The sequence below is a fragment of the Xanthomonas sp. NCPPB 3582 genome, from assembly GCF_041475735.2.
GTDB lineage: Bacteria > Pseudomonadota > Gammaproteobacteria > Xanthomonadales > Xanthomonadaceae > Xanthomonas > Xanthomonas codiaei.
This window is the reverse complement of sequence record NZ_CM192968.1, coordinates 486,596-500,058: the sequence shown is the minus strand read 5'-3', so window position 1 is coordinate 500,058 and position 13,463 is coordinate 486,596. Positions and strand designations below refer to the sequence as shown.

Annotated in this window: 12 protein-coding genes; 7 read left to right on the top strand and 5 right to left on the bottom strand. The window is 66.1% G+C overall.

From position 1 onward, the window contains the following. Positions 1–145 precede the first annotated feature (145 nt). The gene (locus ACCQ05_RS02065) at positions 146–655 is read left to right on the top strand and encodes a lipocalin family protein (protein ID WP_372392778.1); all 510 of its coding nucleotides are present in this window, start codon (positions 146–148) and stop codon (positions 653–655) included. Between the two features lie 241 nt (positions 656–896). On the opposite strand, the gene ACCQ05_RS02060 is transcribed toward ACCQ05_RS02065, so the two are convergent. Next, positions 897–1,073: a hypothetical protein gene (locus ACCQ05_RS02060; protein ID WP_064507700.1), complete on the bottom strand. Its 177-nt coding sequence runs from the start codon at positions 1,071–1,073 to the stop codon at positions 897–899. 383 nt (positions 1,074–1,456) lie between these two features. Here ACCQ05_RS02060 and ACCQ05_RS02055 point away from each other — a divergent pair, with 383 nt between their 5' ends. Further along, positions 1,457–3,019 (top strand): EAL domain-containing protein, encoded by a 1,563-nt coding sequence (locus tag ACCQ05_RS02055; protein ID WP_228962611.1) that lies wholly within the window; start codon positions 1,457–1,459, stop codon positions 3,017–3,019. A 272-nt stretch (positions 3,020–3,291) separates the two neighbouring features. Here ACCQ05_RS02055 and ACCQ05_RS02050 read toward each other — a convergent pair whose 3' ends face one another. Together ACCQ05_RS02050 and ACCQ05_RS02045 are read right to left on the bottom strand one after the other, a co-directional pair. Continuing rightward, positions 3,292–4,413, bottom strand: coding sequence for a fatty acid desaturase family protein (locus tag ACCQ05_RS02050; protein ID WP_228962612.1), 1,122 nt, complete (start codon positions 4,411–4,413; stop codon positions 3,292–3,294). Between the two features lie 9 nt (positions 4,414–4,422). Further along, a complete protein-coding gene (locus tag ACCQ05_RS02045) occupies positions 4,423–5,499 on the bottom strand; it encodes a ferredoxin reductase (RefSeq protein ID WP_372392777.1) in 1,077 nt (358 codons plus the stop codon). Between the two features lie 91 nt (positions 5,500–5,590). On the opposite strand from ACCQ05_RS02045, the gene fabR reads away from it, so the two are divergent. From fabR to ACCQ05_RS02020, 5 genes are all read left to right on the top strand, one after another. Then, a complete protein-coding gene (gene fabR, locus ACCQ05_RS02040; protein ID WP_228962614.1) occupies positions 5,591–6,238 on the top strand; it encodes an HTH-type transcriptional repressor FabR in 648 nt (215 codons plus the stop codon). Between the two features lie 329 nt (positions 6,239–6,567). Continuing rightward, positions 6,568–6,786, top strand: a complete 219-nt coding sequence (locus ACCQ05_RS02035; RefSeq protein WP_372392775.1) for a hypothetical protein — start codon at positions 6,568–6,570, stop codon at positions 6,784–6,786. An 847-nt stretch (positions 6,787–7,633) separates the two neighbouring features. Continuing rightward, positions 7,634–8,755, top strand: a complete 1,122-nt coding sequence (locus tag ACCQ05_RS02030; protein WP_372392773.1) for a slipin family protein — start codon at positions 7,634–7,636, stop codon at positions 8,753–8,755. 57 nt (positions 8,756–8,812) lie between these two features. Continuing rightward, positions 8,813–10,036 (top strand): RtcB family protein, encoded by a 1,224-nt coding sequence (locus tag ACCQ05_RS02025; RefSeq protein ID WP_372392772.1) that lies wholly within the window; start codon positions 8,813–8,815, stop codon positions 10,034–10,036. A 190-nt stretch (positions 10,037–10,226) separates the two neighbouring features. Beyond that, complete coding sequence (locus tag ACCQ05_RS02020; RefSeq protein ID WP_372392771.1) at positions 10,227–11,027, top strand: hypothetical protein; 801 nt, start codon at positions 10,227–10,229, stop codon at positions 11,025–11,027. 324 nt (positions 11,028–11,351) lie between these two features. Here ACCQ05_RS02020 and ACCQ05_RS02015 read toward each other — a convergent pair whose 3' ends face one another. Continuing rightward, positions 11,352–12,218 carry an alpha/beta hydrolase family protein gene (locus ACCQ05_RS02015; protein ID WP_372392770.1) on the bottom strand — a complete coding sequence of 289 codons (867 nt, stop codon included), beginning with the start codon at positions 12,216–12,218 and terminating at the stop codon, positions 11,352–11,354. After that, positions 12,218–13,324: a DUF3182 family protein gene (locus tag ACCQ05_RS02010; RefSeq protein WP_372392769.1), complete on the bottom strand. Its 1,107-nt coding sequence runs from the start codon at positions 13,322–13,324 to the stop codon at positions 12,218–12,220. The genes ACCQ05_RS02015 and ACCQ05_RS02010 overlap by 1 nt, the downstream gene beginning before the upstream one ends. Between the last annotated feature and the right edge of the window lie 139 nt (positions 13,325–13,463).

The following is a 13,463-nucleotide window of genomic DNA, read 5'->3' as shown; positions in this document are numbered from 1 at the left end:
CGGCTCCTGCGCCATCCAAGCCAATCACCGCAGTAGTACCTCGCGCTGCATTCCAGGGCGCGCCGCACCGTCAGGCGCCAGTCCGCAACATCCACTTCATGGCGCTGCACGTACAACGTCAGCGTCCCTGTGCAGCGAGGCCGTCATGAGCCGACTTCCCGAGTTATCCACCGTCCCGTCGCTGGATCTGAACCGCTATCTGGGCACCTGGTACGAGATCGCCCGGCTGCCGATCCGTTTCGAGGATGCGGACTGTACCGACGTGTCGGCGCATTACGCGCTGCAGGACGACGGCACGGTGCGCGTGCAGAACCGCTGCCTGAGCGTGGCCGGCGAGCTGGAGGAAGCCATCGGCCAGGCACGCCCCATCGACGACAGCCATGGCCGCCTGGAGGTGACCTTCCTGCCCGAGGGGCTGCGCTGGATTCCCTTCACCAAGGGCGACTATTGGGTGATGCGCATCGATGCCGACTACACCGCGGCCCTGGTCGGCAGCCCCGACCGCAAGTATCTGTGGCTGCTGGCGCGGCTGCCGCAACTGGACGAGAACATCGCCCAGGCGTACCTGGCGCATGCACGCGAACAGGGTTTCGATCTGGCGCCGCTGATCCACACCCCACATACCGGACGGCTGACCGAGCAGCCATTGCCCTGACCTGCAGCGTTGCCGCTATTTCGAACAGGGGGGCTGCAGGCGCCAACGCCGGCCGCCCCCCTGCATAACCCCCCCCGCTCGCCGTGAATGATCAAGACGCTGGACAAGCCGCCACGGCGCGAGCGGCGCTACGACGAACCCAACCGCAGCGCGCTCCGCGACCCGGCAGCACCAGACCTGCAAGTCGCTAACAGCAGGCCCTTCCAGCAACGACCCGCGGCCGGCAACTCGCCAAGGCCAGTTACCCGTTGAGCGTACCCAGATCCTTGGCCGCGGCCTGCGCGCCTTCCAGGCTGTCGAACGCCACGCCGGTGTCGCCGACCACGTACTTGATCAGTTCGCCATCGCGCGTGGTTTCCTGCATCTTGAAGATCGGCACTGCATCGGTGCCGCCGACACGTTCTTTCTGCGTTGTCATGGATCAGTCCTCCGGTGAGAGCGCCTTGCCGCGGACCGGCTGGTCCTGCGGCCCGCATGGGCGAGCGCAGACGCAACGACCTTAGCGCGCCCTTGCGTGCAGGCGCGTGAATCCCTGCAGCACAACGGCCCGGACTGCGGGCAGCGCCCGCTCGGCAGAAAATCGCATCCACTTCGCTCGGCGGACGCGCGCAATGCACGCGTGTGTCGTACATTCGCGACGTGCAGCCTCATCCGTCCCCTTCTGTGGTCCACATCACGTCAGCGCGGCGCGTCCGTCGGCGCAAAGATGCGGCTGTGGCACCCGCTCCGATGGCGCCGCAGCGTGCGCTGCGCGTCGGGCTGCATGCATGAGCTGGCCCCCATTCCGATGCGGGTGGTGACGTGAAGCGCCAACGCATCATCAGCCTGACCGTGCTGCTGGTGGTGGTGTGCGCAACGCTTCCAATCGGTCTGTCGTACTACCTGGCCTGGCGGCTGGCGCTGTCGCGCGAGGAAGGCAGGCTCAGCCAACTGGCTGCGCTGTCGATCCGGCGCACCGAAACGGCTTTCGACGAGGCGCATGGCGCCCTGCTGAGCATGGCCGCCTCCAGGCTGACACCCTGCTCGCCGGCCCACCTGGCGCAGATGCGCGCCTTGGTGCTGACCAGCCATTACATCGTCGAGCTGGGGTATTTCCGACAGGGGCGGTTGCGTTGCACCTCATGGGGGCTGTTGCCCAAGAGCATTGCGCAGAGCCGCCCGGATTTCGTGGTCAAGCGTGGCATTGCGGTTACCACGCGGCTGCTGCCGCTGGCCAACCCGCAACATCCGCTGATGGCGCTGCAGCTGGACGACTACAACGTCCTGATCAATCCGAACATGCTGGCCGACATCAATATCCCGCCCGGCCTGCAGCTGGCGATCGGCACGCCGGATGGGCGGCTGCTCAGCAGCACCGGCACCGCAGCCGAACAGTTGCTGGTGGCGCCGCTGGCCGACGACGCCACCCGCACGTCCGGGCAGGCGCAGGTGCTGTCCGGGCGAGGACGCCGGGGCGACTGGGCCGCGGTGGTCACCGAACCGGTCGCCTACCTGCGCGGGCCGCTGGCGGCCGCGCGGCTGCAGGTGGTGCCGGTCGGCATTGCGCTGGCCGTGCTGCTGGTCGCCCTGGTGCTGTGGGTCTCGCGGCGACGGTTGTCGCCGCTGGCACGGCTGGAAATCGCGGTGCAGCGCGGTGAATTCGTCGTGCATTACCAACCGATCATCGCGCTCGACAGCGGCCGCTGCGTCGGTGCCGAGGCACTGGTGCGCTGGCAGCAGCCCGATGGCGTGCTGGTGCCGCCGGATGCCTTCATTCCACTGGCCGAAGAAAGCGGCCTGATCCTGCCGATCACCGATCTGGTGGTGGCCGAGGTCATCCGCGATCTTGGCCCCACCCTGGCCGCCGAACCGTCGCTGCATGTAGCCATCAACGTCTCGGCCGAGGACATCAAGAGCGGCCGCGTGCAGTCGGTGCTGGCCGACGCGCTGCGGGGCACCGGCGTGGACAGCGGGCAGGTCTGGGTGGAGGCGACCGAACGCAGCCTGATGGACATCGATGCCGCGCGCACCACCATCACCCACCTGCGCGGCGCCGGCCACACCGTGTCCATCGACGACTTCGGCACTGGCTATTCCAGCCTGCAGTATCTGCAAGGCCTGCCGCTGGATGCCTTGAAGATCGACAAATCGTTCGTGGACACCATCGGCACGCACTCGGCCACCAGCTCGGTCACCGCGCACATCATCGAGATGGCCAAGACGCTGCAGCTGCGCACCATCGCCGAAGGGGTCGAACGGCAGGAACAGCTGGATTACCTGCGCGCACACGGCGTGGACCTGGCGCAGGGCTGGCTGTTCTCGCGCGCGCTGCCGGCCATCGGCTTCATCGCCTATCAGGCACAGGCGCGCAACTCGGCGCGCTGAGTCGTCCGATTCGTCACCCTGCTGCCTGGCCCTGTGGTTGCCAGGCTGCTTGGCTGCCTGGCCATGGGCAGTTGGTGATTGGGGATTGGCACGCCGCATGGAGCATGCGCATGCCGCGCCAGCGTTACCGCAGCATCGGCGACTGCATCCTCGTCGCGTGCTGCGTGCCGGCAACCCGGGTTCGGCGCCGTCAGCAAACGATCCGTACACCAGCATTCCGGACACGCTCCACTCCAAGAAAAAGGCCGCCAGTGGCGGCCTTTCTTGTTGGATCACGCGCCCTGCAGCGCCCCGCTGCGCTCGCGTACCGGCTTGGGCCGGCTCGGGAACGCATGCCGCACGATGCGCCACATCACCTGCCCGAACTGCCGCGGCAGCGAGCCGGTGTTGTAGTGCTGGCCGTAACGCGCACAGATCTGCTTCACCTCCAAGGCAATCTGCGCATACCGGTTGGCCGGCAGGTCCGGATAGAAGTGATGCTCGATCTGATGACTCAGATTGCCCGACAGCACGTTCATCAGCTTGCCGCCGGTCAGGTTCGACGAGCCGCGCAGCTGGCGCAGATACCAATGGCCGCGCGATTCGTTGCGGATCGATTCCTTTGGGAACACTTCCGCATCGGCGGTGAAATGCCCGCAGAAGATGATCACGAAGGTCCAGATGCTGCGCAATACGTTGGCGGCCAGGTTGCCCAGCAGCACGGTCAGGAAGAACGGCCCCGCCAGCGCCGGGAACACGATGTAGTCCTTGAGCATCTGGCGGCCCATCTTGCGGCCGACCGGCAGGAACGAGGCGCGCAACTCGGCGGCCTTCATCTTGCCGGCGAACCAGCGGCCCAGGCGCAGGTCCTGGATCGCCACGCCCCATTCGAACAGCAGTGCGAACACCACCGCGATGAACGGCTGCAGCAGGTAGAACGGGCGCCAGCGCTGCTCGGGAAAGATCCGTAGCAGGCCGTAGCCGATGTCGTCGTCCATGCCGCGCACATTGGTGTAGGTGTGGTGCTTGAAGTTGTGCGTCTTGCGCCAGTTGTCGCCGGTGGCAACGATGTCCCACTCGTAGGTATTGCCGTTGAGTTGCGGGTCGCCCATCCAGTCGTACTGGCCGTGCATGACGTTGTGGCCCAGCTCCATGTTCTCCAGGATCTTGGACAGTGTCAGCAGCAGCACGCCGGCGATCCAGGCCGGAACCAGCACGCTGTGCACGAAGGCGCCCAGGAACAGCAGCGCGCGGCCGGACACGCCGGTCCAGCGCACCGCGGCCACGATGCGACGGATGTAGCGCGCATCGTCGGCGCCCACCTGCTTCAGCACACGGGCGCGGATGGCATCGAGCTCGTCGCCGAAGGATTGCAGCTCGGCAGCGGACAGGGCGCGGTTATGGACTCGGCTCATGCAGGTTCCTTACAGATCCAGGATCAGGTCGGTGCTTGGGGCACTGATGCACAGGCGAACCTGTGCCGTGGGTTCGTTGCTGCGCTCGCCGGTCAGCAGGTGGCGCGTGGTGCCGGCCTGGCGCGCGCAGGCGCAGCTGTTGCAGATGCCCATGCGGCAGCCGTGTTTGGGCCGCAGGCCCTGGGCCTCCAGTCCTTCCAGCAGCGACTGCCCGCGCGACAGGCTCAGCGTACGGCCGCTGCGTGACAGCTGCACCTGCACCTGCCCGGCCTCGCTTTCTTCCAACGCCGGCACGCTGAAGGCCTCGGCCTGGAACGCCGCCACACGGCCCTCCAGGCGCGCACGTGCGGCCTGCACGAATCCGCCCGGTCCGCAGGCCATCACATGGCGGCGGGACAGCCCGGCGATCTCGTCCAGCGCATGGGTATCCACCCGGGCGGCCGGAGCGGCGCCTTCGCGGGTGGTCAGCAGGCGTACGCGCAGGCGCGGATGTGCCGCGGCCAGCGCGTGGAATTCGTCCAAGAAGCAGGCGTCTTCGCGCGCGCGCACCCAGTACAGCAGGTCGATGTCGGCCGGCATGCCGGCCTGTGCCGCGGCGCGCAGCAGCGCGCGCATCGGCGTGATGCCGGAGCCAGCGGCCAGTAACAGCAACGGCGTGGGCGTGGCCGGCAACAGCATGTCGCCAAACGCCGGGTCCAGCGACACCACCGTGCCCAGCGCGGCCTGGTGCGCCAGATAACCGCTGACCTGCCCGCCCTGGATGGTCTTGACCGTGATCGCCAGGCGGCCGTCGTCCAGCACCGTCGGGCTGTAGCTGCGCAGCAGGCGGCGGCCGTCGATCTCCACGCCCAGGCTGACATGCTGGCCGGCCTGCAGGCCCTGCCAGTGGCCATTGGGCTGCAAGACCAGGGTCACCGCGTCGCGGCTGGCCGCATGGCGTTCGACCAGGCGGGCCATCGGCCGCTCCAGCGTCCACAGCGGGTTGATCCGGGTGGCCCAGAAGTCGAACAACTGCGGCGACACCAGGCGGCGCGCCAATCGGGCGGGTAGCGGGGACTTGGACTTGGGAGTGGGTGCCAGGTTCATGGAGGGCACTATACGCATGCATGCACAGCCGTGTATACACTTGTATATTGCCGGAAGGGCTATGATTCAGGCCCACGCCCGGCCGTTGCCCATGACCTCCATCGCCCTGCCTTCCCACGACGCGCCGCCGTCACGCAAGCCGGCGATCTCACGCGAGGACCTGATTGCCGCGGCGCTGTCGCTGATCGGCCCGCACCGCAGCCTGTCCACGCTGAGCCTGCGCGAGGTCGCACGCGAGGCCGGCATCGCACCGAACAGCTTCTACCGCCAGTTCCGCGACATGGACGAGCTCGCCGTGGCGCTGATCGATCTGGCCGGACGCTCGTTGCGCACCATCATCGGCCAGGCCCGCCAGCGCGCCACCTCCACCGACCGCAGTGTCATCCGCGTGTCGGTCGAAGCCTTCATGGAACAGCTGCGCGCCGACGACAAGCTGCTGCACGTGCTGCTGCGCGAAGGCGCGGTGGGCTCGGATGCGTTCAAGCAGGCGGTGGAGCGCGAGCTCACCTACTTCGAGGACGAGCTGCGGGTGGATCTGATCCGCCTGGCCGCCGCCGACAACGCCACCTTGCATGCGCCAGCGCTGGTGTCCAAGGCGATCACCCGCCTGGTGTTTGCGATGGGCGCGGTGGCGATGGACCTGCCGCCGGAGAAGGACCCCGAGCTGATCGAGCAGATCTCGCAGATGCTGCGCATGATCCTGACCGGCGCGCGCACGCTGGGCACGCACGGCGGCTGAGCACGCGCTGGCGGCTGGTTGCAGCTGCCAGCCGGTGATTTCCAAAGGTCGTGCAAATGCGCGGGCATCCCCGGCGTGGCACCAGCGGCAGGCCAACGCTGTGAGACCGCTTTGCCTGGCCCGGGATGGCGGCATTTCAACCCTGCCCGCCGTGATGCCGGATCACCCGCCTTGTCCCGACCCAGCTCCCGCGCAAGCACTGACTTGCAGCGGCGGCGATACGCCGCCGCAGTGCAGCCGCGCCGGCGTGCTGCAGATAATCCAGTCCGATACCAGTTTCTGGATTATCTATCGCATGCGTTTGCGCCTGGCATCTGCAACAGATTCTCATGCTCCAGAAAATAGTTCGATTATTTTTCATAAAGTACTTGCATCGGCAAAATCCTGCAGGTAATGTTCGCGCCCTACGCAGCAACGCCTGCACCCGGACCCGACTGACTTTCATGCACGCCAGCCAACCCACCAAATTCGATCGACTGCCCGGCGCTCTGTGCGCTGCAGCGATTGCGCGCACGGTGCTGCGCGACATGCACACCATTATCGGCTGATGTCCTGATTCCAGGAGATCGGTCACCCGATCTCCGAGGTACGCGAACGCCCTCGGATGCCGCATCCGGGGGCGTTTTTCGTTGCGCGTTCGTCTCAAACCTGTGAATGAGCACATCCGAAACCCGGGCAGGGATTGCCCGACGACAGGGATGTCGTCATGCCGCGAGGCGCGAAAGCGCTGTGCCCTGGTTTCGGGCACGGGTGGCACGTGGTCATGCACATATTGCATTGCCGTTTGAATAGAACGGTAATCGGAACCATTGCGGAAGATCGTCAGCGGCCTGGAGTTTCTCATCCAGCCGGTGCGCACGGCCATGCCGTGGCGTATACCGACCTCTTTCGGATGTCTCTGTTTCGGGTACGGCTCCTGGAGGAGCGGCGGCGCAATCCGCAGGTCCGGTTCGATTCCGGAATACCCCCACTGGATAGCTCAGTCGGTTAGAGCAACAGATTCGTAATCTGTCTGTCGCGGGTTCGACTCCCGCTCCATCGTGACCTGTTCGGTCATTCACCGGGACGCAAGTCCCTCACGGAAACGCCCATGCCGCCTGTGGGCAGGCAAGCCATCGCTTGCCCGCATGCGGCAGCGGCGCCGGTGCCGGGCCGCTGCCCTGGACGCGTGCTGCCCTGCCGTGCGCTGCGTCATTGGCATTGCATCGCCAGCGACGTAGCCATGCAGTGGCAGGCGCCAACAGCGCAGTACGCCCCGCACTGCCGCCGTCACCGGCGTTTCCACCTTCCAACGCCGCGTTGCATCGGCACACCGTGCGCCCGCCATCCGATCCGGGCGGCGCACCGGCTCGACATCCGGATCGGACCACCAGAGCCATCCCAAGGAGAAGTGTCATGTTCTGGACCAAGAGGGTCGTGATCGGCGACGGCGAGCGCGGCCTGGTGTATCGGAATCGTCGGTTCGAGCGCGTGCTCGGCCCAGGCGTGTACCGTTTTTTCGACCCGTTGCAGCGCAGCGAGATCCACGTGCACGACAGCCACGCGGGTCAGGCCGTGGGCCGCGATGCGGATCTGTTGATCGACACCCTGGGCGCCGCACTGCCCGACCACTTCGTGCTGGCCGACATCGGCCCGGCCCAGGTCGGCCTGTTGATCCGCAACGGCAAGCTTGAGGAGGTGCTGCCGCCGGGAACGCGCACGCTGTACTGGCGTGGCGCGGCGGCCGTCGAGCTGCAGACCCTGCCGTTGGGCGAGGACCTGCAGGTGCCGAGCGTCGTGCAGCGCAGGTTGCGTCAGCTCGGCACGCTGGCACGCGTGGCGGTGTGCATGGAGGTGCCGGCCGAGTCGCAAGGGCTGGTCTTCGTCGATGGCAAGCTGCTCGCGCCGTTCGGACCGGGGATGTACGCATTCTGGAATTTCCAGAAGAACGTCGCCACCGAGGTGATCGACCTGCGCGTGCAGTCGGTCGAGGTCTCGGGGCAGGAGCTGTTGACGCGCGACAAGGTATCGCTGCGGGTCAACCTGGCCGCCAGCATGCGCGTCACCGATCCGGTGGCGATGCGCACGCGCGTGGCCAAGGCCGCCGACTACCTGTACCGCGAACTGCAGTACGGCTTGCGGCGTGCGGTCTCGGCCAAGACGCTGGACGAGCTGCTCGGCGACAAGGCCTCGCTGGATGCGGATATCTTTGGATATGTCCGTGGCAGCGTCGCTGCCTTCGGTATCGAGGTGCTCGGCGTCGGCGTCAAGGACGTGATCCTGCCGGGCGAGATGCGCGAGATCCTCAACGCCGTAGTGCAGGCTGAGAAGCAGGCGCAGGCCAATGTCATCCGCCGTCGCGAGGAGGCCAATGCCACCCGCTCGCTGCTCAACACCGCCAGGCTGATCGACGACAGCCCGGTGCTGATGCGATTGAAGGAGTTGGAGGCGCTGGAAAAGGTCACCGAAAAGATCGACAAGCTCACCGTGTTCGGCGGCCTGGATGGCGTGCTGAAGCAGTTGGTGACGCTCAGATAGTCATGCGGGTGTGCGGCGAAAGGACTGGCCGCACACCCGCGCAAAGGAATGAACACCATGAGTACCTCACAACAGTTCGAATGGCTGCATGCCGAAGGCAGCACCACCCCGATCAAGGGCTGGGTGCGTGGCGTGCCACTGGAAGAACAGGCACACGCGCAGTTGCGCAATATCGCCGCGATGCCGTTCGTCGGGCCATGGGTGGCAGTCATGCCCGACGTGCACCTGGGCAAGGGCGCCACCGTGGGCTCGGTGATCCCGACCCGCGGCGCCATCATCCCGGCCGCGGTCGGCGTGGACATCGGCTGCGGCATGGCCGCGGTACGCACCACCCTGCGCGCCAAGGACCTGCCCGACAACCTGGCGCAGCTGCGCTCCAGCATCGAGCGTAGCGTGCCGGTGGGCAACGGCCGCGGCGGCGAGCATCGCAAGCTGCCCGACAGCATCGAAACCCGCATCGCGCAGTCCGGGCTGGTGCAGCGGCTGGATGCGATCAAGCAGCAACACCGGCGCATCCGTACCGACAAGCTGGAGTGCCAGATCGGCACGTTGGGCGGTGGCAACCACTTCATCGAGATCTGCCTGGACGAGACCGATGCGGTATGGGTGATGCTGCACAGCGGCTCGCGCGGCACCGGCAACCTGATCGGCACCTATTTCATCGAGCGTGCGCGTGAGCAGCTGGCGCATCGGGTGCTGGGCTTTCATCTGCCCGACAAGGACCTGGCGTTCTTCATGCAAGGCGAGCCGCTATTCGACGAGTACGTCGAAGCGGTGTCGTGGGCGCAGGATTATGCCCGCGAGAATCGCGAGACGATGATGGCGCGGGTGCTGGCGGAGATGCGTCACCGTCTGCCCAGGTTCCAGTTGGAGAAGCTGGCGGTCAACTGCCACCACAACTACGTGCAGAAGGAGACGCACCATGGCGAAGAGTTGCTGGTCACCCGCAAGGGCGCGGTCAGCGCACGCACCGGCGAGCTGGGCATCATTCCCGGCAGCATGGGCACGCGCAGCTACATCGTGCGTGGACTGGGCAATGCGGAGAGCTTCCACAGCTGCAGCCACGGTGCGGGACGGGTGATGAGCCGAACCGCTGCACGGGCGCAGATCACCCTGGCGCAGCACCGCGAAGCCACCGCGCACGTGGAATGCCGCAAGGACGCGGCGGTCATCGACGAATCGCCGGCAGCGTACAAGTCCATCGATGCGGTCATGGCCGCACAACAGGACCTGGTGGAGGTGCTGCACACGCTGCGCCAGGTGGTCTGCATCAAGGGATAGGACGGGGCCGCGCATGCGGCCCCTTCTCAGCAGGGCAGAGCAACCTCATCCGCAGACGCACTGCATGGTTCAGTCATGTGGTGGCGGCAATCACTTCCACGCACGCGCGTTTCACTCTTGCGTCGCCATCGTGGCGCCACATCGCGTGCCTGCATTCACAGGACGCATTCTTGAGCAACCCGGAGGCGACATGACCAGTGACGACAAGCAGGAACGCAAGGCAGAAGCGCACGATCTTAACCGTGACCCGATTTCCGGTACCCCCGGCGCGCACCCTGTCGGTGTGGGCGTGGGCGGCATCGCGGGCGGCGCGGCAGCGGGCGCGCTTGCGGGAACGGTATTTGGTCCCCTGGGCACGTTGATCGGTGCTGCGGCGGGCGTGGTCGCTGGCGCTGCGGCGGGCAAGGGCGTCGCCGAGCGCCTGGACCCGACGGTCGAAACCGAGTACTGGCGCCAGGAGCATCGCAATCGTCCGTACTACAAAGAGGGCACCGACTACGATCGCGACTATGCCACCGTCTACGGATTCGGCCTGCAGGCCCGCGAAACGCGCCCCACCAGCACCTGGGAAGAAACCGAAGCCACGCTGGCAGGCGAGTGGCCGCATAACCGTGGTCAGTCGCGCCTGGAATGGGAGGAGGCCCGCCTGGCTGCGCGCGATGCCTGGGATCGCGCCGATCGCACCCACAGCGTGTATCGCGACGGCGACACCCACTACGAGGGCCGCTTCGACAGCGCCAGCTACCGCGACACCGACTACTCCTATGACGACTATCGCCCTGCTTATCGTTACGGCATGCAGGCGCGCCAGCAGCACGCCGGACGGCAGTGGGACGATCATCTGGAACGCGACCTGGGCGACGGCTGGGACCGTTTCAAGTCCAATTCGCGCCTGAGCTGGGAGAAGGCCAAGCATGCAGTACGCGAGGCGTTCGATTCGGACCGCCACGATGATGCGGCACGCCGTACTCCGACCGACCCGCGCATGTAAGACAGTGCTGCGTATCGCTGGCATCAGGCCGGTGCCGCAACAACAACGGGCCCGATGGGCCCGTTGTTTTCTTGTCTGTGCATACAACGGGCCGATGCGAGAATGATCCTCGGCGCACATGGTTGAAACCGCCGCACACGCAACGACGACGTGAGCTCCCGCGTCTGCACAGCAGCACGACGTGCTACCCGGGACCACCTGGACGCAACTACCTCCCACTCATCGGATGCCTTGCCGGCGCGCGGGTCTGACCATTCCACAGCCGCCGCTAGCCATCGTGGTCTGCACGAAAGATCAGCTGCAGGCCAGTGCGCACTTACGGACTCAATCGGGCGATGTTTCCACTGCGCGGATATCGCCTCGAAATGCAAGCGCATCCTGCCCTGACGGGGCTGCGGTCTTGTTCTGCTGCTGCAGCATCTGCTTGCGTGCGGCGACCACTTCCTTGGCCAGCGCAATTCGGCGCCCCACCACCATTTCGGTCAGCCAGTCGATCAGCGCGCGGGTGTACTGCTGTTGGTGCTCCTTGCCGCTCAGCGCATGGTCGGCGCCGGCGATGACCCGCGATGTCAGCGAGCGCGCATTGGCGAACGCGTCGGCATAATTGCGCAGGACCGGATGCGGCACGATGACATCGTTCTCCGCTTCCACCAGCAATACATCGCCCGTGTACGCTGCGCAGGCGGCCAGGGCGATATTGTCGCCAGGCGTCAGCACGCGCTGCCGGTAGGCCATCAACTCCGGGTCGGCATTGAGGCTCACCTTGGGTTGGTCCCAGTGCGCATCCTTGTAGAGCGCAGGCGAGCGCAACGCCAGCCACTCCACCGGGCGTTCGCGTGTCAACAAAGCGGAAAGATAGCCGCCATAGCTCAGGCCGACAACCGCAATCGACTGCCGATCCACGTACGGCAGGCTCGCCAACTGATCGTAGGCGGCAAGGATGTCCTGCAGGTTCTGCGCGCGCGTCACGGTCTGCCGCATCGCTGCATGGCCTTCGTGGCCGCGCAGATCGAAAGTGAGGCAGATACACCCCAGACCAACCGCCTCACGTGCGCGCACCAGGTTATGGTGCTGGCTGCCGCCCCACCCATGCACGAACAACACCGCCGGAATCCCGGCCGGCGTCAGCAAGGTGCCACTCAAAACGTCTTGATCGACCGCAATGTCGATGCTGGAAAGTTTGGCTTCCATCAGTGGGCTACTGTCCTTCGATACTTGTAGCGCGGCCCGTTACCGGGCTGCGTTGCACGGTAATACACCTGCGCATCCGCCGGCGGTTGGCCGGCGTAGATTTCGTGCGTGGACGCATGAACCCATCGCAGCTCGGGGTGCTCCTGGAACCTTGCAATCGCCGCCAGCTCGGCCGGCGTGGCACCGCCGATCCGCCAGGATTGCTCGAGCACACCGCAGACCCGCCCGGCGTGGGTATCTGCACCACTCATCACATCGTAGTTGCGGCGTGAGATGTGCAGGCCAGGATACGCGGCGGCGACAAGGCGATCATATCGGCATGCCTGCTCGACCACTTGCCTGTGCAGCGGCTGCAACGCCGTGGACAGCAGCGCCTCCAGCGATCCACGGTGGACCTGTAGCGACGATCCACCATACACCTCATCGCCGTCGGTGTTGTGCACGCTGCACTGCGTGCCGTGATAGGCGATCCGGATGCCGGCCACGCACAACTCCCCCACGCTATGCGTCAACGGCTGCAGGATATTGCGCTCCAGCACCGCGCCGTGTGTTTGCAGGTACGCATCGGGCAAGGTGCCCAGCACCTGCAGCAAGTGCGCGGCATCGGCGATTCGCCATTGCCCGCTGCCGCCCACGCCGGTGGGCAGTTTCAGACGCACGTCGCCGTCGGGCAGCAAGCGGGCCAATGCCTGCGTCGCATCGGCCTGCGAAAACACCGTATAGCCGACCAAGGTGACCGGAATCAGCGACGTGGCCAACGCCTGATCCCACCCGGCAACGCGCGCGGCACTCTCGCTGATCAACGGGTGGCCGATCACCTTGGTCGCCACGAATGCGTGCGGCACGATGCCGCCCAGCAACCCGTCGGCGTCGCGGATGCCAAGCGCATGCGCCTGTTCGGTCGTCAAGGTGTCGTCGGGCACATGCAGCGTGCGGCGATCGCCGCGCTGCTCTGCTGTCCTCACACTTGCCAGGCCCGCATCGCGTATTCCCGACAGGCGCGCGATCTCGCTGCAGATCCAGGCGTGCGTGGCACGTTCGTGCCCCTGCGCATCCACCTCGCGCGTGGTGTGCCCCAGTACCTGGACGTACGGCTGGTTCGCCATCACCTCTCCCCCGGCGGCACAGCGCATGTCGGCGATACCAATGCTGCTGCTCAGGCATGCCTTTGAAGCAAGCACGCCTGCGAAGGCCGAATCGGTCCGACCGGTTATTTCAATGCCAGATACAGCCCGATCACGATCA